This window comes from Actinomadura rugatobispora (assembly GCF_042656285.1).
In the GTDB taxonomy this organism is placed as follows: Bacteria; Actinomycetota; Actinomycetes; order Streptosporangiales; family Streptosporangiaceae; genus Spirillospora; species Spirillospora rugatobispora.
Map to the genome: position 1 here is coordinate 117980 of NZ_JBHSON010000011.1, position 25232 is coordinate 143211.

The 25232-nt window shown below is 71.7% G+C and carries 24 protein-coding genes; 13 read left to right on the forward strand and 11 right to left on the reverse strand.

Translation table 11 applies throughout. From position 1 onward, the window contains the following. Positions 1–145: 145 nt before the first annotated feature. Positions 146–1621 carry an LCP family protein gene (locus ACFPZN_RS10275; RefSeq protein ID WP_378281610.1) on the reverse strand — a complete coding sequence of 492 codons (1476 nt, stop codon included), beginning with the start codon at positions 1619–1621 and terminating at the stop codon, positions 146–148. Between the two features lie 126 nt (positions 1622–1747). Between ACFPZN_RS10275 and ACFPZN_RS10280 the strand changes: the two genes are divergently transcribed. Beyond that, positions 1748–2698, forward strand: a complete 951-nt coding sequence (locus ACFPZN_RS10280) for a DUF6177 family protein (RefSeq protein ID WP_378281611.1) — start codon at positions 1748–1750, stop codon at positions 2696–2698. 28 nt (positions 2699–2726) lie between these two features. Here the strand turns inward: ACFPZN_RS10280 and ACFPZN_RS10285 are convergent, their stop codons facing one another. Together ACFPZN_RS10285 and ACFPZN_RS10290 are read right to left on the reverse strand one after the other, a co-directional pair. Next, positions 2727–3188, reverse strand: a complete 462-nt coding sequence (locus ACFPZN_RS10285) for a hypothetical protein (RefSeq protein ID WP_378281612.1) — start codon at positions 3186–3188, stop codon at positions 2727–2729. Beyond that, positions 3188–4912, reverse strand: coding sequence for a MinD/ParA family protein (locus tag ACFPZN_RS10290; protein ID WP_378281613.1), 1725 nt, complete (start codon positions 4910–4912; stop codon positions 3188–3190). Before ACFPZN_RS10290 ends, ACFPZN_RS10285 begins: the two co-directional genes overlap by 1 nt. A 351-nt stretch (positions 4913–5263) precedes the next feature. On the opposite strand from ACFPZN_RS10290, the gene ACFPZN_RS10295 reads away from it, so the two are divergent. From ACFPZN_RS10295 to ACFPZN_RS10305, 3 genes are all read left to right on the forward strand, one after another. After that, complete coding sequence (locus ACFPZN_RS10295) at positions 5264–5911, forward strand: hypothetical protein (RefSeq protein WP_378281614.1); 648 nt, start codon at positions 5264–5266, stop codon at positions 5909–5911. 120 nt (positions 5912–6031) lie between these two features. Continuing rightward, positions 6032–6832, forward strand: coding sequence for a hypothetical protein (locus ACFPZN_RS10300; protein ID WP_378281615.1), 801 nt, complete (start codon positions 6032–6034; stop codon positions 6830–6832). 64 nt (positions 6833–6896) lie between these two features. Beyond that, the gene (locus tag ACFPZN_RS10305) at positions 6897–7775 is read left to right on the forward strand and encodes an ADP-ribosylglycohydrolase family protein (RefSeq protein ID WP_378281616.1); all 879 of its coding nucleotides are present in this window, start codon (positions 6897–6899) and stop codon (positions 7773–7775) included. A gap of 63 nt (positions 7776–7838) precedes the next feature. On the opposite strand, the gene ACFPZN_RS10310 is transcribed toward ACFPZN_RS10305, so the two are convergent. The 7 genes from ACFPZN_RS10310 to eccD form a co-directional block, all read right to left on the reverse strand. Beyond that, entirely contained in the window at positions 7839–9263 is a 1425-nt protein-coding gene (locus ACFPZN_RS10310) for a S8 family serine peptidase (protein WP_378281617.1), read from the reverse strand. A 125-nt stretch (positions 9264–9388) separates the two neighbouring features. Further along, the gene (locus ACFPZN_RS10315) at positions 9389–10636 is read right to left on the reverse strand and encodes a hypothetical protein (protein ID WP_378281618.1); all 1248 of its coding nucleotides are present in this window, start codon (positions 10634–10636) and stop codon (positions 9389–9391) included. Positions 10637–10671: 35 nt separating this feature from the next. Continuing rightward, positions 10672–10992 (reverse strand): hypothetical protein, encoded by a 321-nt coding sequence (locus ACFPZN_RS10320; protein ID WP_378281619.1) that lies wholly within the window; start codon positions 10990–10992, stop codon positions 10672–10674. A gap of 241 nt (positions 10993–11233) precedes the next feature. After that, positions 11234–11527 (reverse strand): WXG100 family type VII secretion target, encoded by a 294-nt coding sequence (locus ACFPZN_RS10325; RefSeq protein WP_378281620.1) that lies wholly within the window; start codon positions 11525–11527, stop codon positions 11234–11236. A 44-nt stretch (positions 11528–11571) separates the two neighbouring features. Further along, positions 11572–11892: a WXG100 family type VII secretion target gene (locus ACFPZN_RS10330; RefSeq protein WP_378281621.1), complete on the reverse strand. Its 321-nt coding sequence runs from the start codon at positions 11890–11892 to the stop codon at positions 11572–11574. A gap of 285 nt (positions 11893–12177) precedes the next feature. Beyond that, positions 12178–13584 carry a type VII secretion protein EccB gene (gene eccB, locus ACFPZN_RS10335; RefSeq protein ID WP_378281622.1) on the reverse strand — a complete coding sequence of 469 codons (1407 nt, stop codon included), beginning with the start codon at positions 13582–13584 and terminating at the stop codon, positions 12178–12180. A 9-nt stretch (positions 13585–13593) separates the two neighbouring features. After that, a complete protein-coding gene (gene eccD / locus ACFPZN_RS10340; protein WP_378281623.1) occupies positions 13594–14991 on the reverse strand; it encodes a type VII secretion integral membrane protein EccD in 1398 nt (465 codons plus the stop codon). Positions 14992–15316: 325 nt separating this feature from the next. Here eccD and ACFPZN_RS10345 point away from each other — a divergent pair, with 325 nt between their 5' ends. The 9 genes from ACFPZN_RS10345 to ACFPZN_RS10385 all read left to right on the forward strand — a co-directional run bounded on the left by ACFPZN_RS10345 (position 15317) and on the right by ACFPZN_RS10385 (position 23894). Then, on the forward strand, positions 15317–16009 hold the full coding sequence (locus ACFPZN_RS10345; protein ID WP_378281624.1) for a YbaB/EbfC family nucleoid-associated protein: 693 nt from the start codon (positions 15317–15319) through the stop codon (positions 16007–16009). Continuing rightward, entirely contained in the window at positions 16006–16188 is a 183-nt protein-coding gene (locus ACFPZN_RS10350) for a hypothetical protein (RefSeq protein ID WP_378281625.1), read from the forward strand. Before ACFPZN_RS10345 ends, ACFPZN_RS10350 begins: the two co-directional genes overlap by 4 nt. A 13-nt stretch (positions 16189–16201) precedes the next feature. After that, positions 16202–16528 carry a hypothetical protein gene (locus tag ACFPZN_RS10355; RefSeq protein WP_378281626.1) on the forward strand — a complete coding sequence of 109 codons (327 nt, stop codon included), beginning with the start codon at positions 16202–16204 and terminating at the stop codon, positions 16526–16528. A 10-nt stretch (positions 16529–16538) separates the two neighbouring features. After that, positions 16539–17027 carry a WXG100-like domain-containing protein gene (locus ACFPZN_RS10360; protein WP_378281686.1) on the forward strand — a complete coding sequence of 163 codons (489 nt, stop codon included), beginning with the start codon at positions 16539–16541 and terminating at the stop codon, positions 17025–17027. Then, the gene (locus ACFPZN_RS10365; RefSeq protein WP_378281627.1) at positions 17020–17610 is read left to right on the forward strand and encodes an EndoU domain-containing protein; all 591 of its coding nucleotides are present in this window, start codon (positions 17020–17022) and stop codon (positions 17608–17610) included. The genes ACFPZN_RS10360 and ACFPZN_RS10365 overlap by 8 nt, the downstream gene beginning before the upstream one ends. Before the next feature lie 12 nt (positions 17611–17622). After that, positions 17623–18030 carry a hypothetical protein gene (locus tag ACFPZN_RS10370; protein ID WP_378281628.1) on the forward strand — a complete coding sequence of 136 codons (408 nt, stop codon included), beginning with the start codon at positions 17623–17625 and terminating at the stop codon, positions 18028–18030. Between the two features lie 278 nt (positions 18031–18308). Further along, positions 18309–22292, forward strand: coding sequence for a type VII secretion protein EccCa (gene eccCa, locus ACFPZN_RS10375; RefSeq protein ID WP_378281629.1), 3984 nt, complete (start codon positions 18309–18311; stop codon positions 22290–22292). Positions 22293–22533: 241 nt separating this feature from the next. Beyond that, complete coding sequence (locus ACFPZN_RS10380; protein ID WP_378281630.1) at positions 22534–22836, forward strand: hypothetical protein; 303 nt, start codon at positions 22534–22536, stop codon at positions 22834–22836. A 92-nt stretch (positions 22837–22928) separates the two neighbouring features. Beyond that, a complete protein-coding gene (locus ACFPZN_RS10385) occupies positions 22929–23894 on the forward strand; it encodes a hypothetical protein (protein WP_378281631.1) in 966 nt (321 codons plus the stop codon). 183 nt (positions 23895–24077) lie between these two features. Here ACFPZN_RS10385 and ACFPZN_RS10390 read toward each other — a convergent pair whose 3' ends face one another. Continuing rightward, a complete protein-coding gene (locus ACFPZN_RS10390; protein WP_378281632.1) occupies positions 24078–25226 on the reverse strand; it encodes a YbaB/EbfC family nucleoid-associated protein in 1149 nt (382 codons plus the stop codon). Positions 25227–25232 lie beyond the last annotated feature (6 nt).

Genomic DNA, 25232 nt, shown 5'->3' on the forward strand with positions numbered 1-25232 from the left:
TCCCTTGTGGGACGCATAAGGGGGCTTGTTGGTTTAGCGCCGCCAAGATACAGGTGGGTCTGTTCCGACACCTACCGATGGTCCGGATAGCCGGACGTTTTCACTTCGACGTAACTTGCCACGAAGCGCCCGAGCCAGGGTCGGCTCACGTTCGGGCGCACACGTCCTGGTCGGCGCGAATCTCACCGGCGACCTTCGGGACGGGCTTGGCGGCACCGGGCATGTCCGCGCCTTCCTTGCCGACGATGAGGTAGACCTGGCCCGGCTTGCCCGACGGGAACAGCTTGGGCGGATGGCCGGGCATCGCCGCCGCCAGCGCCGCCGCGTGCCGCTGCGCGCCCGGGCCGAACAGGATCTCCGTCTTGGCGTCGGCGGACACCTGCTTGCGCGTCCCCACCTTGACGACCTTGAAGCCCTTCTCCTCGAGCTGCTCGGCGGTGCGCTGCCCGAGGCCGTCGGTGCGCGTCGCGTTGTAGACCGCGACCTGCACCTGCGCGGGCGGCACGGGCGGCGGCTTGGGCGCGTTCGGCCCGCGCTGCTGCGCCGGGACGGGCGCCGGCTCGGGAACGGTGTTGTCCTTGCGGATCGCCTCGAACAGCGGCGCCGCCAGCACCTGGTTGATCTGCACCCGGTTCGGGTCGGGCGGGTAGGCCTGCACCGGCACGGTCACGAAGCGCACCTTGCCCGCGCTCATCCCGCGCAGCCCGCCGGCCAGCTTCTGCATCGCCGACAGCGTCAGCCGGTCGTCGGCCTTGATGGAGCTGGCCACCGCGGACAGGAACGCGTAGGTCTTGCCGGGGTCGGTGAGCATGCCGCGGTCGGTGGCCTTCTTGACGACCGAGGCCATGAACGCCTGCTGCCGCTGGATGCGGGACAGGTCCGAGCCGTCGCCGAGCCCGCCCGTACGGGTGCGGACGTACCCGAGCGCCTGGTCGCCGCGCACGACCTGGCGGCCCTTGCGCAGGTGCAGCTCGGCCTTGGGGTCGTTGACCGGCTTGGGCACGCAGATCTCGACGCCGTCCAGCGCGTCCACCACCCGCTTGAACCCGGCCATGTCGACCTCGACGTAGTGGTCGATGCGGATGTTGGTGATCGACTCGATGGTCTTCCAGGTGCAGGCCGGGCCGCCCTGCGCGTACGCCGAGTTGATCATGTCGAGCCGGCCCGGGGCGGTGCCGCCGCCGGACTTCTGGCAGCTGGGGAGCCGCACCATGGAGTCGCGCGGGAAGCTCATCCCGATCGCGCCCTCGCCGCCGGGCGACAGGTGCAGCAGGATCGTGGTGTCCGACCGCTGCCCCTCCTCGACGCCGTACCGGGCGTTCTCCCCCGCCCGGCTGTCGGACCCCATCACCAGGATGTTCATCGAGTTGTTGAGCTTGGCCGGACGGTCGTCGCCGAGCTTGCCGTCGACGTTCTCGCGGGCGATCTGGCCGTCGATCCTGCGCCAGAACCCGTAGGCGCCGAGGCTGCCCAGCACCATCAGCACGGACAGGGCGATCGACAGCCAGCCGAGCACGCGCCACCGGCGCCCCCGCACCGGCGGTTCCGGTGGCGGCGGCGCGTCGCCGTTGAAGTAGGCGCCCCGGAACTGCCCGCGGTCGGGCGCCGCCGATCGCTGCATCCGTAACATTTCAGCACACACAGGACATGGACCACCGCCGTCACGCGAAACTTCGTCCCGTCCCGGTCCCGAACGCCCCCGGACGCCCCCGGCCTCTCCCCAGGGCCCGACTAGACTCGGGTGAAGATGAGCACCGTAGACGTAGTGACCGACCAGGCCATGGTCCTGCTGCAGGACCGCCCCGTCGTCCCGCTCACCGCCTGGACGGCCGAGGCCATCGGCGAGTGCGCCGAATCCGGCCGCACCCTGCAACTGGTCACCCCGCTCGACTCGCGGCTGTCGCTGCCGATGCGCGCCGCGGCGTCCGGCACCGAGGCCCAGTGGGTCGTCCGCAACGGCGACGGCTACTACGAGGGCCTCACCGGACGCCCCCTCCAGTGGAGCGGCGGCACGTTCGTCCCCATCCCCGAGGCCCGCGACTACGCGCCCGGGTTCACCACCCGGCCCACCGCCCCGATCGGCGCCCAGCTCAGCCTCACCTACCGGCTCCGGCACGGCACCGCCGGCGACCTCGGCGCCCCCGCGCAGCGGATGCTGCAGCTCCTCACCGGCAAGGCCCCCGCCGGCTGGGGCCCCGCAGAACCGCTGCAGCACCCCTGGCAGTCCGACCGCCTCACCGAGTACGTGCGCGCCCGCGCCACCGCCCGGCTCATCGTCGCCGGCGACGGCCCGCGCCCGGCCCAGGCCGTCGCCGAGTTCACCGCCGTCGACGGCGGCGTCTCCGAGGTCACCACCGTCACCGTCGGCTACGCCCCCGAGGACCCGCCGCCCCTCCAGCACCTGCCCTCGCTGATCGGCGCGATGGCCGCCGAGCAGCCGGTGGCGTCGCTGTTCGCCCAGCTCATCCCGGGCCGCGCCGACCTCACCGTGGAGGCCCGCTGGACGGGCGCCGCCGCCCCCATCGGCATGGCCGTCACCGGCACCGTCACCGGCCCCGCCGGACTCCCCGGCCAGCAGGTCGGGCCGACGAGCCGGCCGCTGACGCTGTTCCCGCTCGGCGACGGCCGCTCACCGGACGGCTGGCAGCGCCACCGCATGCTCATGCAGCACCTGCAGTCCGCCGCCGCCCGAACCTGAGCACGTCCCGGACGCCCGGTACGGCCGGTCAGCCCCCGATGACACCGCCGGGGAAGGCCGGGTCCTCGGCCGCCTGCCCGCCCTCGCCCGGCTCCGACGGGTCGGACGCGCGCCAGCTCAGCGCGGGCGCCTCAGGCTGCCCGTCGGGATAGCTCGTACCGCCCACCCAGTGCACCAGCGCCTCGGTGAACTTCCGGGCGATCCGCACCGCGTCCGGCAGGTCGCCCACGGCGCGCACGTCCACCCACCACACCGGCGCGCTGACCCGGGACGCGAACTCCGGCCCCAGCAGCCGCGCTATCTCGCTCTGCAGCACGACCTGCACCGGGTCCTCGATGGACACCAGCAGCCGGCCCTCCGCGTCGTACAGCCGGGTCGGCTCGGGCTCGCCGCCGCGCAGTTCCAGCGCCTCCCCCATGGCGACCAGGCCGTCGGCGACCGCGTGCACGTCCGGGCGCCGGCGGACCAGCGCGATCAGGTCCATGCTCATCAGGGCGCTCCGGGGGCCGAGAGCGAGCGGGCGAACACCTCGTGCACGATCCGGTTCACCGCCGAACGGGTCGCCGCCGCGATCTTGGTCAGGTCGAGCGCGCTCCCGGTGGCGACGTGCCGGTCGTAGGGCACGTGCACCACGGGCAGCCCCCAGGCGGTGAGCATCTGCTGGGCGCGCTCGAGGTCGGCGCCGACCTGCGGGGCGTGCGAGACCATCGCGATGACGGTACGCGACAGCAGCCCCTGCTGGTTGTTGGCGGCGAACCACTCCAGCGCCCCGCGCGCGCTCAGCGCCCCGTCGACCGTGCCGGGAGTGACCAGCACCAGCCCGTGCGCGTGCGCGAGGATGCCCCGGTTGAGCTCGGTCAGGATGCCCGCGCCGCAGTCGACGACCGCGGCGGACACGTACCGGCTCACCGCCCCCAGCGCGGTCTGGAAGGTGTCGAGGGTGAACTCCCCGGCGATCCGGCCGCCGCGGGTCGAGGACATCACCCACAGGCCGTCGGCGGTCCGCGACAGGAACGGCGCGGCCTCCTCGAACGAGCGCGGGCTCGTCCCGGCCAGGTCGAACAGCGAGCGTTCCGCGTGCACACCGAGCCGCAGCGGCAGCGACCCGAGCTCGGCGTCGGCGTCGGCGGCCAGCACCCGGTCGGTGCGGTTGCGGGCCAGCTCGGTCGCCACCAGCGCGGCCATCGTCGTCTTGCCCGCGCCGCCGCGCACGCTGGCCACCGCCAGCTGCCGGTAGCTGGGCACCGAACGCTGCATGAGCTCGGCGAACGCCGCTTGCTGCTGGCCGTCCTGCCCGGCGCTGCCGCCGACCGCCTTGCGCACCCCGCGGCCCATCCGGCGAACCAGCGGGTCGCCGTGCTGCACCTTGCGCACCAGGTCTTCGGCGGGCGGCCGCGGCGCCGCCTGCTGCCCGGCCGCGGCGGCCGCGGCCGCCGGGTCCTGGCCGTGCTGCGCCTGCTGCTGCGGCGGACCCTGCATGCCGCCGGTGGGGTCGTACGGCTCGTCGTCGTCGACGCCGGCGAGCGCGCCGAACGCCAGCGACGCGCCGAACGCGCCCGTCTCGGGACGCACCATCGAGAACGCGGGCGGCTGCTGCTCGGCACCTTGCTGGGACGCCGCGTCCGGCTGCGGCTGCTGCGCTGCGTCCGGCTGCCCCAGGAACGGCGGCGGGGCCGGGGGCCCGGGCGGGGCGGGCGCGGCCTCCTGCTGCTGCGGGTCGAGCGCGGGCGGCGGTGGCGGCGGTGCCGGGGGCGCGGGGACGTCCGCCACCGGCGTGGGCGGGACGGGCGGCCCGGGCATGCTGGGCGGAGCGGGCGGCGGCGGTGGCGGCGGAGGAGGAGGCGCCGCCTCCTGCACGGGCGCGGCTACGGGCATCGGAGGAGCAGGCGGAGCGGGAGGAGGAGGCGCGGACTCGGCCACGGGCGGACCGGGAGGAGCGGGCGCGGGCTCGGCGACGGGCGCCACCCGCTGCTGCTGCGCCGCGAACGAGGGCGGAGGCGGGGGCGGGGCGGGCGGCACCGCGTCCGAAGGCGCGGTGGCAGGCTCCGGCGCGGGCACCGGATCTGACCGTTCCGCCATCGGCGGGGCGGCGGCGCTCTCCGCTCCCAGCGTGCCCCCCGCAGAGGACGCCGAGGGGGGGCCGAGGACCGCGAGGCCCCGCTGCGACGCGCCGAGATCACGCAGCACGCCCTGCTGCCAACCCGAGTCGGACACCTGCCTCCAATCTCCGTCGCAAGCCTACGAGACTCCGCGGATCCCGCGCAGCGTCAACCCCCGGCCGGATCACGGAGACGGCAGTGAACAACGGGACGCGCAAGGGTGTACGGGCACGCCACAACAGGGATCCCCGGTGTGCCGGAACCGGGTATCCGGGTAGTCTTGCCCGATCTTTAGTGCTAAACACGGCTTTGACATGACTATCGGCCTGGAGCTGCGATGAACCCTCCTGAATGGCCTGGCCAGCATCAGCCCGGCCAACCGGGATTTCCTCCGCAAGGTCCCCCGTACGGCCCGCCCGGTTTCCCGCCCCCGAGCCCGCCGCCACCCAGCGGCGGGGGCGGCAACGTGCTGATCCCCCTCCTCATCGTCGGGGCGATGCTGGCGATCGTGGTCGTCGGAGCCGGCGTCTTCTTCGTGGTGAGCCGGGACGACGACGATCCCGATCCCCCCATCGCCGTGCCGACGTCCACCGGACCCTCGTCCAACGCCTCACAGCCGGCCACGACGTCGGACATGAGCACCATCCTCAAGCCGACCATCGCCACCGCGCAGGGCAACACCTTCACGCGCGCCGGCGTCATCCGCAACGGCAGCTGCATCAGCCGCGCGGACGCCGACCTGTTGGGCGCCCTACGCAGCAACGCGTGCGTCCAGAACATGGACTCCGCGCTCTACACCAACACCTCGCGCACGGTCGTGACGGTCATCTCCATCCTGAAGTTCACCGACGCCACCGCGGCCGCCGCGGTCAGCGACGAGACCAGCGAGGGCGCGAACCCCACGCTGCTCCTCCCGCCGTCCGGAAGCGGCCTGCCCGCGCTGACCCGCACGCCGCCGTCCTGGACCCGCAGCTGGACGCGCAGCGAGTACGTCATCTACGCGCAGGGCTACTGGGCCAGCGGCAGCGACCCGGGCAGCCGCACCGGCACCGTCTTCAACACCGCCGGTGAACTGGGCGTCGACGTCGCCAACACCCTCACCTGGGCCAACTGAGCCCCTTCCCCAAGAGCCCGGTGCCACCGGCACCGGGCTCTCGCCTTTCGTCCCTGGGACGTCGGTGAGCGTTGCCAACCTCATGCCGACACCCCCACGGTCACCCCGCAGGAGCGCTCCGTGACACAGGGCCCCGAGAACGTGCCCCCGGCGCGTCCCGCCCAGCCGAACTTCCTTCCTCCCCAGGAAGCGACCCCACCGCCCGCCGCGCCCCTGCCCCCGATCCCGCCGGCCGCTCCGCCGCCTCCGCGGGCGTCGCGCAAGCAGCGCAGGACCTTCCTCATCGTGCTCGGCGTCTTCGCCGTCGCGGCGATCGCCGTCGGCGCCGCGGCGGTCGCCGACATCAGCTCGCGGACGGCGAAGGTCGGAGAGATCCGCCGCTCCGCCGAGAAACCGCTGATCACGTCCTTCCCCGCGAACCCCTGCGAGGTCGTGCCGGCCGCGACGATCGGCCGGCTGGTCCCCTCGGCCGAGACCATCCCGTCCACCCAGGCGGGCACGGACCCGCGCGCCGGATGCCGGTGGCTGGGGCGGGCGTCCGGCGCGTCCAGCCGCCACGTGACGCTCCAGATGACCGCCTACCAGGACGACACCGTCGCCAGCGGCGCCGACACCGCCAAGCGCGAGCTCGCCGGCCACCGGACGCTGCAGCAGAAGCGCGTCCCGTTGCAGCCCCTCCCCGGCGTCGGCCCCGAGGCGTTCGCCGGCCACTCCACCGCGAACGACGGCACGGGCGAGTCCGGCAGGGTGCTGGTGATGTTCCGCACCGGCAACACCCTGGTCGACCTCTCCTTCAGCGCCTCGGACGACAAGGACGGCCGAAGGGTCGCCCCCGACCAGTCCCGGACGCTCCAGGACGCCACCACGATCGCCCGCGAGATCGCGCAGTACCTGACCACGTGCGCGACCTGCGGCGGCTGACCCGCCCGCCTTCGCGCGCCGTAAGTCGTTTGCCGCCCCCGGCCACCTCAACGACACTTCCCGCATGGCCGAATCCGCCCGCAAGGCCCTCGCACTCGACGCGCTCACAGGACTTTCCGTGGGGGACGCCGTCGGAAACCAGGCGTTCCCTCCGCACCTGCGTGTCAGGAAGGCGGGGAACCCACCGGAGGTCTGGTCCTGGACGGACGACACCCAGATGGCCTGCTCCCTGCTCGACGTCCTCGACCGCCACGGGACGGTCGACCAGAACGCCCTGGCCAAGGCGTTCGCCGAACGCGCCGAGACGTTCCGCGACTACGGGAAGGGCGCGCTCCAGTTCATCGACCACGTCTTCCACGGCGGCGACTGGCGCGCCATCAACGCCGAACTCTTCGACGGCGTCGGCTCGTGGGGCAACGGCGGCGCCATGCGGGTCGCGCCGCTCGGCGCCTACTTCCACGACGACCTCGGGAAGGCCGCCACCGAGGGCGCCGCGTCCGCCGAGATCACGCACGCGCACCCCGAGGGAGTCGCCGGGGCCGTCGCGATCGCGGTGGCCGCCGCGCACGTGACCGCGCACCGCGGCCGGACCGTCCCCGACCTGCTGGAAACGGTCCTGGAGCACACACCGCGGGGCGCCGTGCACGACGGCGTCCGGCGCGCGGCCGGCCTCCTGGACCGGCCCGCGATCGAGGTGGCGGGCGAGGTCGGCAACGGCTCCCGGATCAGCGCCCCCGACACCGTCCCGTTCGCCCTCTGGACGATCCAGACCCGGCTCGGCGACTACGAGGCCGCCATCCGGACCAGCACGCTCGTCGGCGGCGACATGGACACCATGGCCGCCATCACCGGCGGCGTCATCGCCGCCCACCACGGCGCCGGCTGCGTCCCCCGCACCTGGCTCGACGCCCGTGAACCCCTCCCCGCCTGGTTCACCGCCTGACCCGCCCCCGTACAGCGGAACTCCCCACCGCCGGACGTCGGCGGTGGGGAGTTCCGTGTCGCTCTACTGTCGCGGCGGAGGCTGCTGCGGAATGTCCTGCTGCGTACGCGGCTGCTGCGGGATGTCCTGCTGGGTTCGCGGCTGCTGCGGAATGTCCATGTGGGTCTGCGGAGCGTACCCACCCTGCGGCGGCCCCTGCGGCGGCCCCTGCTGGGGAGGCTGCTGCGGGTAGCCCTGCGGCGGATACCCCTGCGGGCCAGGCCCCTGCCCCTGCGGACCGGGCCCCGGCGGCATCTGCCCCTGCTGCGGGTACGGAGCCCCGAAGCTCGGCGTCGCCCCCGGCACCGGACCGAGCGGCGCGGGCCGCCCCTTCTTCCGCCGCCGCATCAGCACGAACAGCATGACCAGCGCGATGACGGCACCGACGACGACCCACGCGACCAGGACGATGACACTGGCCATGTCCGCCCCGCCCTTAGGCCCGCCACCCCCCGAAGGCTCCTCGGTCTTCTGCGCGTTCTTGGCCTGACGGTCGTACGCCTCGAAGACCGGGTTGGCACCGTTCTTGGGAACGGTGCCGTTGAACACGCGGTACGGCCGGATGAAACCGAATCCGGTCTGGGGGTCCCTGCCGGACGGGCCCACATCCATCGCCGATCCGATGACCTGCTGGACGACCTCGCGGTTCGACATGTTCGGGAACTTGGCCCGGATCAGCGCCACGGCCGCCGACGTCAGCGCGGTCGCGTCACTGGTCCCGCTTCCGAACGAGACCTTCCCGTCCCGCAGGATGGCGCTCGTCTGCACGCCCGGTGCGGCCACGGTCACGTACGACTGCCGCTGCGACTTCACCCAGGGCCGGAACTGAGCGTCCACGGCGCCGACCGCGACCACGCCCGCGCAGTTGGCGGGGGACATCGAACTGTTCGAGCCGTTGCCGTCGTTCCCGGCGCCCGCGACCACGACCGCGTCCTTGCCGAGGGCGTAGGTCACCGCCTCTTGGAGGTCCGCAGGGCACGCTCCGGGCAGGGCCTGGGAGAGGCTGATCACCTTCGCGCCGCGATCGGCCGCGAAGCGGATGCCCTTGGCATAGGCCGGCTTGCTCTGCGCGACGACGGGCAGGATCTTCGCGTTCGGCGCGACGCCGAGCAGCCCCGTGCCTCGTCCTTGCGCGGCGATCAGTGACGCCATGGCCGTGCCGTGCCCGTTGGACTCGGTCCGGTCGACGTCGGTGCGGCCGTCGCCGCTGCCGCTCTCGGCGTCCATGCCGGGCAGGACGGCACCGTTCAGATCGGGAAGGCTGGCCTGGACACCGGTGTCGATGACCGCCACCGTGACACCCTGGCCTCTCGACGACGTCCAGAGCCGGTCCTCGACGCCCCAGCTGGTGAACCACCACTGCTGCGGGAGCGGCTTGGCCGCGGCCGCCGCCGAGCCCGGGGATGCCACCGCTCCGACCACGAGCAAGGCCAGTGCAGATCTGGCCACAAGCCGACTCCACCGCCGCATCAGAACTCCTCGCACACCGAGACCGCCTGGAACAGGCGCGGGCAGGCCAGGGTATTCCCGGCCTGCCCGCACTGTCATCTCGCCGCCAACGTCCTGGCCCGACGTCAGCCGATCACTGGAGGAGCGGTGTCGTCGTTGCCGCCCCAGACATCCTCGTCCTCGGTGAGCCAGGTGGAGCGCTCACGCTCGTTGTCGTTGCCGCCGCCACCGGCACCGGCGCCCATCGGCATGCCCATCGGGCCACCGGCGGCACCCATGCCGTTCTTCCCGAACGCGCCCGCGCCCGGGAAGGCACCGGGGCCACCGGCGCTGCCGAGACCGGCACCACCGACCGGCGCGCCGCCGGGCATGCCACCGGGGGCACCGCCGCCGAGGCCGCCGCCGGGACCACCGCCGGGCATGCCACCGGGGCCGCCGCCGGGCATGCTGGCCAGGTCACTGCCGGGGCCACCCGAACCGCTGCCCACGCCGCCGGGGAAGTCCGGACCGCCGGGACCGTTCGGGCCACCGGGGCCGTTCGGACCGCCCGGAATGTTCGGCCCGCCGGGACCGTCCGGACCACCGGGGCCGTCCGGGCCGCCCGGAAGGTCAGGCCCACCGGGGCCGCCCGGAAGGTCAGGCCCGCCGGGACCGCCGGGCGGCATGCCGCCGGGACCACCTGGCGGAGGGCCGCCACCGGGCATCTTCGGAGACCCGGGCCCACCCGGAGTGTTCGGAGGACCGGGGGGAGTGTTCTCCCGAACGTTCGGGTTGGGGTTGGGCATGTCCTGGCGGATGCCCTCGGGGAAGCGGTCGTTGGACTGCTCGGTCCCGACGTTCACCTGGTGCATACCCTCGCCGGCGCCCATGTTGTTGGCGAGGAAGCTCGTGACCATGCTGGCGGGGACCAGCGGGCCGGCGCCCCAGCGCGCGACCTCGCGGACCCAGCTGTCGGTCGCGCTGCCCGAGCCGTACTGCTGCTGCCACTGGGTCTGCGTCTGCGCGTGCTGCGTCAGCGCGCTCCCGGTCGTGGAGCCCTTCTGCTGGATCTCGAGGGCCGCGCGGTACGCCTTGTTCATCTGGTCCATCGCGAGCCGGGCGTCCTCACCGCCCCACGCCTCGATGATCTTGTACGACTGGTTGTGGAGCAGTCCCACGGTGGTGCCCATGGCGGTGGCCATGCCCGTGTACTTCTCGCCGGCCGTGCGCACCGTGCCCGGCTTCATGCTGTCGACCAGCTGCTTGAGCTTGTCGAACTGGTCTTCCCAGATCTTGAGGCTGTTCCAGCCGCCGATGCCGTCGGAGGCGCCGCCGACGTCCTGGCGAATCTGCTGCTCGCCCCCGGGCGCGCTGGGCGCTGATGGTGGAGCCACTTACTTCACCCCTCTCGGTGACATTCCCATGACGATCAGCTGGCGAACCGGGAACCGCCGACCGAGTTGACCCCCGCGCGGGACTGGTCGTCGGCGTTGCGGGTGTTCTTCTCCGAGTCGCGAAGGGCCGTGATGACGTTCTGGTAGGCGGTCAGGAACTGGTCGTAGGTGCTCCCGATCGCCGTCTGGGCCGTCTTCGTGGTGTTGTGCAGCCCGTGGCCCGCGGAGTAATCGCCGATGGCCGGCTGACCAGGATTGCCGTAATCCTCGAGGGCCTCTTTCCAGCGCGCGTCGCGCAGCCGGTCGAGGTCCTCCTGAAGACGATTCGCGATCGTCTTCAGCTGGTCGTGGTCCATCTTGATTTCCTTGCCCGCCTGGGGCAGGTTCCTGGGGTAGCCGCCATTCTCGGGAGGTGGTGCCATCCCTGATTACCTCCTGTCGGCCAGTGCCGACCTCTCAATTCCCACTGCCGTCCCGGGAGATGAGACGGCTCAGAAACTCACTCGGTTCGACCGAAACCGGCGGAGCGGGCCCCGGCCGTCGGCGACCAAGGCCCGCTATGTCCCAGAATCCTGGGCGCGCTCGCCGAAGCGGGCCTCAGCCGCCCCAGACGGCGCTGTTGGTCCGCTCCGCCTGCTGGTAGTTGTCGTGCGCGTCGCGGATCGCCAGACCCAGCTGCGAGACGACGTTCTGCATGTCCTTGGCGGCGGCGTCCCACTGCTTCTGGAAGACCCAGTAGGCCTCCTGGGAGGAGCCCTCCCACTCGTTGAGCTTGGTGCGCAGCTTGCCCTCGAGGTCGTTCAGCTCGTCCATCAGGGCGCGCGCGGCCAGGCTGAACTGGGCCTCACCCTCGGTCAGGCCACCGAAATTCGCTCTGGTGAAGTCAGTCATCTCTCTCCTCTATCCAGCCTCGATCACCATGTCGGAGGCGCCGCTCAGGTACGGCCGTTCAGCAGAGCCTGAACCTTGTTCACGCCCTGCTCGGCCATCTCTTCCTTGGCCTCGTAGGTGATCTTCGTCTGGACGAGGCTCTCGTGCATGCCGTTCAGCGCCTCAAGGACCTTCCTGAAGTCCTCGTTGAAGCGAGCGAAGACCGTCTCGAAGGCCATGGAGGCGTTACCCTCCCACGACGAGCGGACCTGCTGCTTGTGCGACTCGAGCTGGGTCTGCAGGCCCTTGATCACGTTCGCCGACGCGTCGATGTCGCCGGCGGCTTGCGTCATTGAAGCTCTGTTGACGGCAGAGTTCTGCCCCATCCGTCACCTCCAGTGAACGGGTACATCGACCCGAGGGGGATGAAGAAGGCAGAGGCGCTCGGGTCGACGCGCCGTAAGCCCCCGTTCAGCAGCACGAAAACCCCTGTGGCTGAGCTTGGCGGGGGGTCGCGCGCCGCAGAGTACGCATCAGACTACGGGCTTGATCGCAAGGTGTCCATCCCTTTCAAGTCTGAGACGGATGTCACACTTGTCATGCCCGATCCGTCCTTTGGTTGGACGCGCCGTGATCAGATCCGGTTCGGCTCTGGTCGGAAGAACTTCGGATCAGTTTCCCGACTGGGCATTCAGCGGAACGGTCGTGGAGACCGCCGCCGGGTCCAGCACCGGGCCCTGCGCGATCAGGTCGAGCACGCCGGCCGGCACCTTCGAGGCGTTGCCGGGAAGCGCGTAGCCGAGGCCTTCCGCGGCCTGCGCGTCCTTGATCGGGAAACGCTTGCCCTCGGCCACCAGGTAGTAGGTGTTGACCTCGGCCGCCTTGCCCGGGCTGGGCACGCGGCCGGCCAGCGCCGCGCTGCCGGGCGGGAACACCAGCTGGTCGGCGCCCACCGGCTGCTGCCCGCCGGGCGGGCCCGGCAGCGAGCCGCCGATGGTCAGCTTGGCGTCGGAGTTGCCGGACGGGTCGTCGTACACCGCGCACAGCGCGCTGCTCTCCTGGTACGGCGCCATGGCGGGCGCCTTCCCGTCCAGGCGGGCGTCACGCAGCTGCTGCCGGGACTGCGGCATCGAGTTGACCCGGCCCGCGTCCACCTGGATCGGCTGGACCTGCTGGTTGCCGTACGCGGCGCGGGTGCGCGGGTCGGCGACGAGCAGGTCGCGCTGGATCGGGGTGACCGGCGCCAGCCCGTCGGCCAGCAGCACGTACGACGCCGCCGACCCCGAGGAGGTGTTGACGCTGAAGACCTGGCCGACCTGGCCCTGACCGGCCGGGCCCTGGACGCGCTGGCCGAGCCCCGGGATCTGCGGCGCGGCGTAGTCGGGGCCCTGCGACACCGAGTCGAGCCACTTGCCGGCGATCGGGGTGGGGCTGGCGCCGAGCGTGGCCATCGCGTACTGCGGCATCCGCAGCCGGGTGTTGCGCCACAGCAGCCAGCTCTGCCCGTCGGCCTGGACGACGACCGCCTGGTCGTCGCGCACCTGCGTGCCGCCGACCTTGCGGCCCGCCACCAGCGTGACCAGCGACTGGCGGCCGGCGGAGGTGCTGTTCACCGCGCGCACGCACACCGACCAGGGCGCCTTGGTCAGCTTCTTGGGGTCGGGCAGGGTGTTGGGCGCGCCCTGGATGCCGATCAGCGGGCCGCGCTCGAACTTGCTGAGGGAGTTGGTGGAGACGGTGCGGCGGCTCTTGGCGTCCTTGCCGGCCACCAGCCGCGCGGAGACGTAGTTGGCGACCGGGCACAGCTTGCCCTCGCACCAGATGTAGCGGGCGCCGGTCTCCTTCTCCACCAGGAGCATGCCGGCCTTCTCGAGGCCCTTGGCGCCGCCCGGGCGGATGATGCCGAAGATGCCGAACGCCGCGCACACCAGAATGGCGATCATGATTCCGGAGAACGCGCCGATGTTCATCCGGCGCAGCGGCAGCTCGGGGTTGTCGGGCTCACCGGAGATGAGCGCCAGCGACGCGCGCTGGGTCATCAGGCGGTGGGCCTGCAGCAGGTCCTTGCGTGTCTGCACGACGAGCTCCTAACCGGCCAGCCCGCGCATGAACGAGAACAGCCCGCACGCACCGGCGGCCAGCGGGACCAGGGCGATCAGCATGAACAGTTCGAGGAGGTCGCCGGCCCGTCCCCAGAACGGCGAGGGGTGCCGGCCGGGGAGCCACAGCCCGACGCCGACCACGGCGGCGGTCAGCGCCAGCACCGGGACCAGGCCCGCGGCCACCATCATGATCATGGAGCCGTCCCAGGCGATCGCGATCGCCAGCACGCCGATCCCGGCCATGCCCGGCACCAGCAGCGCCAGCCGCTGGACGCGGCCGCGGAAGAGCCGGGAGCGCAGCAGCATCAGCACCGAGATGACCCCGGCGGTGACGGGTCCGAGCCAGCCGGAGTCGAACGCCGAGGGGATGAGCCCGAGGAACCCGGTGATGCCCAGCCCGGTGGTGAAGCCGGTGATGAAGCGGTCGGCCTGCGCGGTGCGGGTGAGCACCTGCTGGCCGTCCACCATGATGGTGTCGCGGCGCAGGTCCTCCGCGCTCTGCGGGACGGGCGGCAGCGTCACCTTGGAGAACCGGAAGGCCAGTGTCGGGGTGAGCGGGGTCAGCATCATCGCGACCACGACGACGAACGCCGCGATGCCGGCCGGGTCGAGGTTCTCGAACAGCAGCGCCACCCCGGCGCCGATCGCGGCGAGCAGGCCGCCGACGACCGTCCCCCAGAAGACCGACAGGCCGTCCGACACGGCCGCGGCGCAGATCATCGCGACCAGCACCACGGCGCCGAAGCCCGCCAGCACGTGCAGCGCGCCCAGGTCGCCGAGCGCGGTGTCGCGGGCGGGGCCGAACAGTCCGGCGAGGAAGGCGTGGGGAATGGCGGAGAAGCCGAGGACGGTGCCGGCCTGGGTGTCGCCCGCCGCGCGCGAGACCGACACGGCCGCGATCACCAGCAGCAGCGCGATGACGCCCGCGCAGATCGCCGGGACGATCCAGGACGGCCCGGACAGCACCAGCATCACCGCGGCGACGCCCGAGCCTCCGGCGCCGACACCGAGCGCGTAGGTGCGCGTCCACTCCGGGCGCCAGCGGTCGCGCCGGTCCTTGATGGCGGTGGCGACCACGTCGGCGACGTCGTCGAACGCCAGTTCGGGCAGCTGCGACATCCCCGGGCGCAGGTAGAGCACCTCGCCGTCGCGCAGTCCCGCCTGGGCCGGCGTGGTACCGCCGCCGAACGGGGCCTCGTCGAGGCGCTGCAGGACCCAGCCGCCGTGCGCCAGCCCGGCGTCGGCCATCTGGTTGCCCGAATAGTGCAGGATCGCCGGGAAGAGCTGGGCGAACGGGACGTGAGCGGGCAGCGAGATATCGATGCGGCGCTTGGGAGCCACGACCGTGACCCGGCACAACTCCGCCCCGGTGACTGTAGCCACTGATCTCCCTCACTAGTTCACACGGGCCGCACAGGGCAGTCCGACACGGCGGAAACCGTAACAACATAAACGGTGAGTCGAACCTCGCGCGACAGCTTGTGAGCCCGATCGCCCGCCGCGGTCAGGACGCACGTGACCGCACCTCGCCGGGCGCGCGGCCGCCTCATGGAGGGTCAGACGCGGCGCCGCCCCCATCGGTGTCATGGATCTCCGGCGAACATTCCGGGAACGTTCGGCGTACCGCGCGGCTCCAATACACCTACGGGTTTCGTCCGTAATGAGGTGTCGCTACCGTCGAGGCCGACTTGACCGGGGGTGAGATGTGATGACCGAACTACCGGACGACGACGGCGTCCCGTTCGAGCGCCGCCTGCAGGAGGCGCGCGACGCGCTGGACGAGGCGTCGTCCGCCGGTTCCACGCACGGCGAGGAAGGTACGGGACGAGAGGAGCAGCCCGGCCTCCGCGGTGAAGGCGAGTCCGCCGATGGACGCGTGCGCGCGGTCGCGGTGACCGGAGGACGCATCGCCTCGCTGGAACTGGACCCGAGGGTCATGCGGCAGGCTCCGGACGAACTGGCCCGGACCATCGCCGAGGCGCTCAACGCCGCGCTCGACTCCCTGCGCGCGCGGGCCGCCGCCGAACGTCCCGAGGAAGCGCTTCTCGACGCGGCGCTGATGATGGAGCGCCTGCGCGAGGTGCAGAACGAGGGGCTGCGGCAGCTGAGCATCATGTCCCGGGGGATCAACGACGCGCTGGCGGGCATCCAGGACCGCGCCCACGTCGGCGGCGAGGCGGCGTTCCCCGGCCTGGAGCACCTTCTCGCCCAGGCCCGCGACGTCACCGAACGGGCCCTGGACCCCGACCCCGGCGGGGAGCAGGACGCGGCGGGCGGCACCGGCTCCGCCGCGGACGGCCTTGTGCGCGTCACCGCCACCGCGACGGGACGCGCGTCCAGGAAATCCACCTCGAACCGGACGCGCTCAGGCGCGCGTCTCACGAGTTGGCCACATATGTGATCAACGCGACGGAGGCGGCCCTGGACGAGGCCGGGACACGGGCGGCGGAGCGGCTGAACACCGTCGACGGCGCGGACCTGCAGGCGCGGGTGCGCGCCGTGCAGGACCAGAGCCTGGAGCAGCTCGGCTCGTTCGCCCGCTCTCTGCAGGCCCTGATGAACGGCATCCAGAAGCGCTGACAGGAGGCGGCCCATGGGCAACGAGTTGAACGTCGACCCGCAGACCATCAAGCGGGGCGGCGCGGGAATCCGCTCCGCCGCGCACCAGGTCCAGTCGGAGTGGGAGACGCTGCAGGGGAAGCTCTCCGGCTACGGGGAGCCCTGGGGCGGCGACATGATCGGAATGCTGATCGGGGGCTGCTACGCGGCCATCTTCGAGGTGGCCGCCGAGTGCGTCACCGGGAACGTCACCGGCATGACCGACCACGCGGAGGGGGCCACGCTCATGGCCTCCAACTACTTCCAGTCGGAAGAGGCCAGCATGGTCGAGGTCAACCGCGTCCGGCAGATCCTGGGGTGACGTGGTGGGCATGACACTGCCGGGCGAGCTGACCGGCCTGCTGAGCATGCTCGGGTACGACTGGCCCGAGTCCGACGAGGAAGCGCTGTTCAGGATGGGCGGCGACTGGGTCGGCTTCGCCGGGAACCTGGGCGTCCCGGTCGGCGAGGCCGAGACTCAGGCGGCGCAGATCTGGACCGGGAACATGGGCGAGGGCATCGACGCCTTCCGCACCGCGTTCACGCAGGAGGACGCGCCGGTGCCGGCGCTCAAGGACGCGGGCACCGCCGGCGCGATCATCGGGGCCGCCCTCATGGTGTGCGGCGCGATCGTCCTCGCCCTGAAGATCAATGTGATCATCCAGCTGATCATGCTGGCGATCCAGATCGCGCAGGCCATCGCCACCGCCGCGGTGACCTTCGGGGCCTCGCTGCTCCAGATCCCCCTCTTCAAGATCATAAGCGGGATCATCATCGACCAGCTGATCAACCTCACCCTGCAGGCCATCTTCAATGGGTGAGTCCTCGTGGGGCGGGGCCTCGCCGGGCAGGGCCTCGCTGGGCAGGGTGATCGCGCTCGTCCTCGTCCTGTTCCTGCTCGCCCGCCCCCGGCCGCGGCCCGGCGGGTCACCGGGCGGGGGCGGCGGGAACCCGGGCATCTTCGAGCCGGCGGTGCGCTGGCTGCGCAGGAAGGTCCAGACGAGCGGGCGGCACCATCACGTCTTCCGCGGCGAGGTCCGCCGCGGCCGGGGCGGGCAGATGGTGGGCAGCGGCTACCACCACCGCTTCATGGGGCAGGACTGGGCCGACCGCCGGATCACGCGGGTGGTCCGCACGGGCTCCAACGGCACCTATTCCGCCCGCGTGCAGATGAAAGGGCCCAACGGCCAGTGGGTCGACAAGCCCGCGGACAGCTCGTTCTTCCCCGACAACTGGACGCCCCAGCAGGTGGATCGCACCATCCGGGATGCGTTCCAGAACGGCCGGGAAGTGCCCGGTACCGATGGCAGACGCTGGCGCGGCGAGGCGAACGGGATCCTTGTGGAAGGCTCGTACAAGAGAAGCAGCCGCAACTGGGATTCCGCCTGGCCGGTGGTGGACTGACGAGGAAACGACATGACGGAAAAGCTCTCCTTCTATCGGGATCAGTGGAACGCGCCGGCGTTCCGGCCGCATGACGAGGCCTACAGCGCACTGGGCTCGATGCTCACCAGCGACGTGCAGAACTCCGAGATCCTGTGCCTGGACCGGCTGGCCTGGATCGAGGACGTCCGCAGCGGCCGGAAGGCCGAGCAGGGCTGGCAGGGGAACTCCTGGGACGCCAAGGCGACCCCGCAGGGCCTCCAGTTGTACGACCTCTACTCCGATGACTGGGAGGGTCACTACTCCCTGGAGGAGGCGCACGACGTCCTCGTCGGCTACCTGCGTTTCCTGTCCCCGGGGATGGGCCCGGGCTCGGGGCCGGTGACCGAATGGGAGAAGGAGTACGGCCGCCCCCACCCGTGCCGCGACCATCTCGGCTAGGCGGTGATCGGCGAGATTCGCCGTGCGGCGTCCCGGCCTGACCGGCTGAAGGCCGCGGCGGTGGAACCGCTGCGGAACCGCTGCGGAACCGCGGCGGAACCGGGACGGATCATGCGGCGTCGAACGTGGGCGTCTCGCGGTGGTTGCGGTAGTGATGGCCGCGGGTGACCATAAGCGCACGGTCATGACCGCGACGGCCATGACGCGACCCGCCACGCCTTCCGTAGGATGACCACCCTTGGACAGTGGCGTGTCAAGGGATGAGGGGAGCTTGACCAGTGAGCACCGTCGTGGTCCGGCGCAAGGAACGCCGCAGGCCGCCGGAGATGCCGCGGGGCGAGATCCTGCTGGAGTCCCCGCCCGAGCTGCCCGAAGTCGTCACCGACGGATTCCGGAACGTCCTGACGATGCTGCCCATGGCGGCGGGGTCGGGAAGCATGGCGTTCATGTTCCTCAATCCCAATTCCAACCCGATCCAGATGGTCGCGGGCGGGATGATGGGACTGTCGATGTTCGGCATGATGTTCCAGCAGGTCGGGCAGAAGGGCGGGGAACGCAAGTCCAAGCTGAACGGCGACCGCCGCGACTACCTCCGCTACCTGGGGCAGGTCCGCACCAAGGTCCGCAAGGCCGCCTCGCAGCAGCGCGAGGCGCTGGAGTGGTACAACCCCGACCCGTCCCGGCTGTGGTCGCTGGCGATGAGCGCCCGGCTGTGGGAGCGGCGTCCCGAGGACGGCGACTTCGGGCAGGTCCGGGTCGGCGCCGGCCCGCAGAAGCTGGGCGTGCAGCTGATCGCGCCGGAGACCAAGCCGGTGGAGGACCTGGAGCCGATGAGCGCGGGCGCGCTGCGCCGGTTCATGCGCACCCACTCCACGGTCCCCGCGCTGCCGGTGGCGATCAACCTCCGCTCGTTCTCCCGGATCTTCCTGTCCGGCGACGGCGAGGCCACCCGCGCGATGGTCCGGGGCATGCTGATGCAGCTGGCCACCTTCCACACCCCCGACGACGTGCGGATCAGCGTCTGCACCTCGCAGGAGCAGCTCCTCTACTGGGACTGGGTGAAGTGGCTCCCGCACGCCCTGCACCCCACCGAGCACGACGCCGCCGGGCAGGTGCGGCTGATCGCGCCGACCATGTCCGAGCTGGAGGTCATGCTCGGTCAGGAGGTCAAGGACCGGGCCCGGTTCGTGGCCGGCCGGCCGGCCGGCGAGCTGCCGCTGCACGTGGTCGTGGTGGACGGCGGGATGGCCTCCTACGACTCGCAGCTGGCCGCCGACGGCATCGAGGGCGTCTGCGTGATCGACCTGTCGCAGACCACCGGCACCACCACCGAGGCGGGCACGCTGCGCCTGAACGTCTCGCCCGAGCGCGTCCATATGCTGAAGAAGGACCGCACCGGCAAGGACGTCCCCACCGCGATCGGCAAGCCCGACAACGTGTCGATCGCGCAGGCCGAGGGCCTGTCGCGGCAGCTGTCGCCGTTCCGCAGCAGCGCCCTGGACACCGTGGTCGAGGACGACGTGCTGTCGGCCAACACGACGCTGACCTCGCTGCTGGGCGTCGACAACCCCTACGCCGTCGACCCGGCGCAGGTGTGGCGGCCGCGCGCCCAGCGCAACCGGTTCCGGGTGCCGATCGGCCTGGACGCCGACGGCCGCCCGATCGAGCTCGACATCAAGGAGTCGGCGCAGGGCGGCATGGGCCCGCACGGCCTGTGCATCGGCGCCACCGGTTCCGGCAAGTCGGAGCTGCTGCGCACCCTGGTGCTGGGCCTGGCGATGACGCATTCGTCCGACATCCTGAACTTCGTGCTCGTCGACTTCAAGGGCGGCGCGACGTTCCTGGGCATGGAGGGCCTGCACCACGTCTCGGCGATCATCACCAACCTGGAGGACGAGCTCCCCCTCGTCGACCGCATGTACGACGCGCTGCACGGCGAGATGGTGCGGCGCCAGGAGTACCTGCGGCAGATGGGCAACTACGCCTCGCTGCGCGACTACGAGAAGGCGCGGCTGGACGGCGCGAACCTGCCGCCGATGCCGACGCTGTTCCTGGTCCTGGACGAGTTCTCCGAGCTGCTGTCGGCCAAGCCCGACTTCGCCGAGCTGTTCGTGATGATCGGCCGGCTGGGCCGTTCGCTGGGCGTCCACCTGCTGCTGGCCTCGCAGCGCCTGGAGGAGGGCAAGCTGCGCGGCCTGGACACGCACCTGTCGTACCGGGTCGGCCTGCGGACGTTCTCGGCGATGGAGTCGCGGGTCGTGCTGGGCGTCCCGGACGCCTACGAACTGCCGTCCGCGCCCGGCCACGGCTACATGAAGTTCGGCAGCGAGCCGATGGTGCGGTTCCGCGCCGCCTACGTCTCCGGCCCGGTCGACGAGACGCCCGACCAGAACAAGAACGGCAACACCGGCAGCCAGATCGCCGCGCAGGTCGTGCCGTACATGTCCGGCTACATCCAGCCGCAGGTGATCGAGGAGCCGGGGCAGCAGGAGCAGCCCCAGCAGGAGGAGAACAAGAACAAGGCGTCGCTGTTCGACGTGGTCGTGGGGCAGCTGGCCGGGCACGGCGGGCCCGCGCACCAGATCTGGCTGCCGCCGCTGGACGACGCGCCGCCGCTGAACGAGATGCTGCCGCAACTGTCGGTGGCGCAGCAGCACGGCCTGACCACCGCCGGGTGGGAGGGCCGCGGGAAGCTGTACGCGATGGCGGGCATCGTCGACAAGCCGTTCCACCAGCGGCGCGACCCGTACTGGCTCGACCTGTCCGGCGGCGCCGGCCACATCGGCCTCGCGGGCGGCCCGCAGAGCGGCAAGTCCACCGCGATCCGCACGCTCATGGCCTCGCTGGCGCTCACGCACACGCCCGCCGAGGTGCAGTTCTACTGCCTGGACTTCGGTGGCGGCTCGCTGGCCGCGATGGCCGACCTGCCGCATGTCGGCGGGATCGCGACCCGGCTCGACGCCGACCGGGTGCGCCGCACCGTCGCCGAGGTCAGCTCGCTGCTGGAGCAGCGCGAGCGGGAGTTCGCCGAGCGGGGCATCGACGGCATCGCCACGTACCGGCGGATGCGGGCCTCGGGCGAGTACCACGGCGACGGCTACGGCGACGTGTTCCTGGTCGTCGACAACTGGCTGACCCTGCGGCAGGACTACGAGGCCCTGTCCGACACCATCACCCAGCTCGCCGCGCGCGGTCTCGGCTACGGCATCCACCTCATCGCCGCGACCAACAAGTGGACCGAGTTCCGCACCAACGTGCGCGACCTGCTCGGCACCAAGCTGGAGCTGCGGCTGGGCGACCCGTACGAGTCGGAGATCGACCGGAAGCTGGCCGGCAACGTGCCGGAGAACCGGCCCGGCCGCGGCCTGTCCCGGGACGGGTTCCACTTCCTCACCGCGGTGCCGCGGATCGACGGCGGCGGCGCCGACGAGTCGCTGAACGACGGCGTGATGAAGATGTGCCAGGCGATCGCGCAGAACTGGCAGGGCCCGCGGGCCCCGCAGGTGCGGATGCTGCCGGAGGTGCTGCCGGCCGCGCAGCTGCCCACCCCGGCCGAGACGGGCCTGCGGATCCCGATCGGCATCGACGAGGACGGGCTGGCGCCGGTCTACCTGGACTTCTCCTCCGACCCGCACTTCATGGTCCTGGGCGACACCGAGTGCGGCAAGTCCAACCTGCTGCGGCACATCACGACCGGCATCACCAGCCGGTACACGCCCGACCAGGCGCGGATCATCTTCATCGACTACGGCCGCTCGCTGCTGGACGTGGCCACCACCGAGCACCAGATCGGCTTCGCCGCGTCCGCCCCGGCCGCGACGTCCCTGGTGAACGACATCCGCGGCGCGATGATGGAGCGGCTCCCACCGGCCGACCTGACCCCGGACCAGCTGCGTTCGCGGTCGTGGTGGACGGGCGCCGACCTGTTCCTCATCATCGACGACTACGAGATGGTCGCCACGTCCGACAACCCGCTGCGCCCGCTGGTGGAGCTGCTGCCGCAGTCGCGCGACATCGGCCTGCACATCATCCTGGCCCGCGCCATGGGCGGCGCCGGACGCGGCATGTTCGACCAGACCATCACCCGCGTCAAGGAGATGGCGTCGCCGGGCCTGGTGATGTCGGGCAGCAAGGAGGAGGGCGTGCTGCTCGGCAACGTCAAGCCGGAGAAGCTCGCCGTGGGCCGCGGCTACCACGTCGACCGCCGTACCGGCACCCGCCTGATCCAGACCGCCCTGTACGAGGAGACCCCGCAGTCCTGACCCCGGTTCCGAACCCCGGTTCCGATTCGATCCGTCCGAGCCGCGAACCCGTACGGCAACGTCAACGTCAAACGTCCACGACAGAGGTTCCGTGTTTCCCGCGTCCCCGCCGGGAACGTGCCCGCGAACGCGGGACCCTGCCCGCCACGGCCTCCGGGCCACTACGATGCACCGGTTACGGGCGGCCGCGAGAAACGGGGCCGCCGCCCGGAGCCGTTCGCCGACGCGAAGGAGTACCCGCATGGGCGGTGAGATCAGGCACCAGACCGATTCGATCCGGGATCACAGCAAGAGGTACGAGACCGAGGTGGGCGACCTGCTGAAGAAGACCCGGCAGACCCTCAACGGCGCGCCCCGCGAGGCCGCGTCGGCGGCGTTCACCATGTACGGGTTCGAGCTCGCCATGGCGCACAATCTCGCGACCGAGTGGGCCGACGAGGACCTGCAGACCAAGGTCAGGCAGCTCTACGACTTCGGCAACCGCTTCCGGGCCGTGGCGCAGAACCACGACCAGGCCGAACAGGCGAGCACGCTCAACATCTGACCCGTCCCGTCCCTGTCCCGCCCCCGCTTCTGACCCACCCCCCCGTCCCCCGCTTCTGACCCACCCCCCGTCCCCCGCTTGGGAGCCTCCCGATGTGCGGCGTCAGCGCCTTCAAACTCACCGCCCAGACCGCCTACATGGTGGCCGCGGGCTCGGCCATGCTCATCCCCAACGCCTGGCCCGCCGTCTCGATCATCTACGAGGGGCAGGGCGACCCCGACCAGATCCTGCACGCGGCGATGGACTGGTGGAAGGTCAACGAGCAACTGGGCGAGGTGATGCAGCTCAGTGCTCAACTGCGGGAGTCGATCGACGGCGACACCTGGACCGGCCAGGACCGCAACGCGCACAGCGAGAAGCTGTCGGAGTACGAGAACCAGTGCATGTGGTCGGGCATGCACGCGGCCGCGGTGAGCATGTCCATGTACGGCGTCATGGCGATGCTCATGATCTTCACCGTCATGATGGCGGTGGTCGCCGCGATCCTGTTCGCGCTCGCCATGTACGTCATCGCGATGTACGTGGCCTCGTTCTTCACCGCCGGCGCCTCGGCCGCGGCGGCGCAGGCCAAGGCCAACATCATCGCCGGCAAGTGCTACGCGGTGCTGAAGTCCACCGCCACGATCTTTGAAACGATCATGAGGGTGGCGTCGGCCGTGATGGCCGGGTTCACCGGCCTCATCGGCGTCGGCGGCAACGTGGCCAGCGGCAACTGGATGGCGCTGGCCGACCTCGGCAAGGGCATGTGGAACTCCATCGACGACCTGATCGCCGGCTCGCTCGGCAAGATCGACCAGTCGTTGATGTCCGGGCTGATGAAGGGCCGGCTGGGCGGCCAGCAGCTCTTCAAGTGGACGATCCCCACCGCCTCGCTGCCGCGCGACGCGCGCTTCCCGATCGCGATCCTGGCGGGCATCAAGGGCATCCCCGAGGTCGGGCTGGGCGGCTTCGAGGGCGCCGGCGGCCCCATCGGCCTGGGCAGCATCTACGGTCCGCGCCAGTACGGCGACGACTACGTCAACAAGACCCACCCCACCGACCCGCAGCCGGAGGTCTGAGCCTCTCGCCCCTCGAGGCGGAAGCCACGGGCCTTCCCTGGGCCACAACCGAACCTCCCGGTCTTCATGGGCGCCGCCGTGAAGACCGGGAGGTTCGCCGTTTCCGGGCCGCGGACGCGCGAAGCGGTGCCGGAACGTTCCAGCACCGCCTCAGCGGCACCCTCGCGCGCCGCCACGTTCGTCTCAGCGGGGCGGCCGGCCTCCCTGGGGACCCCGAGGGCCATGGGGGCCCCGGGGACCGTTCTCGTCGTCCTCGTCGTCCTGCCGCTCCTGGGGCTGCTGCGGACGCGACACCGGACCGCCGCCCTCGACGTGGCCGCCCGGGGACCAGCCGCCGCCGGAGCCGCCCTCCACGTGCCCACCGGGCGACCAGCCGCCGCCCGAGGAGCCTTCGACATGGCCGCCGGGCGTCCAACCGCCTTGTGCCTGACCGCCCTGCGGCCAGCCGCCGCCCTGTCCACCCTCGACGTGCCCCCCCGGCGCCCAGGCCGGAGGCGGTGGCGGGGGAATGTTCGGCTGGCCGGGCCCCTGCGGAGCGGCAGGACGCTGCGGGTCCGCAGGTCGAGGCGGGTCGGCGGGACGCGGCGGTGCACCCGGCGGAGGCCCGTAGCCGCCGGAACCACCCGGGGCTGCGCTCGGAGCAGGGTGCGGGCTGGGCGGAGTGGGAGCAGGACCGGGAGCAGGCGGCTGACCGGGCGGAGGCGTCGGGCGCGGGCCCCCGAACGGGAAGCCGCCCTCGCCCGGTGTGAAGAAGGGAAGACCACCGGGCGGGCCGGACGCGGGACCGGAACCGGCGCCCGCCCCCGGACGTGCCGGACCGCCCGGCGCACCGCCCGCGGGAGCATCGCCTCCCGGACCCCCGGACCCGGCACCCCCGATGCCCATCGCACGGCTGACCTGCTCCAGGATGCTCTCGACCTCCTTGGTGGCGCCCTCGAAGATCCGGCCCATGTCGCCCAGCGTCTGGGTGATGCCCTGGGGATCCTCGACGATGTCCTTGAGGTCGTCGGGCGTGAGGTCCTGCGCGCCGAGCGACTCGTCCACCAGCTCCTTGATCTTGCGTTCCAGATCGCGCTTGGCCTCGTATGAGGCCTCCAGGATGGCCGCCTTGAGATCGTCCGAACCGCCGCGCAGCGCGCGCGGATCGAGGTCGAGGTCGGCCAGCCCGCGGTCGTGGTCGTAGACGGCCTTCACCCGGCCGTCGCGGGACTCCCCGTGGCCCTGCAGCTCGGCCATCTGCCGCTGCATGTCGGCGACCTGGTCGAACTGCGACCGGACGTCGCGGAACATCAGCTCCGGGTCGAAGTCGTCATTGGATCCGAGATCCGGCACGAGGTC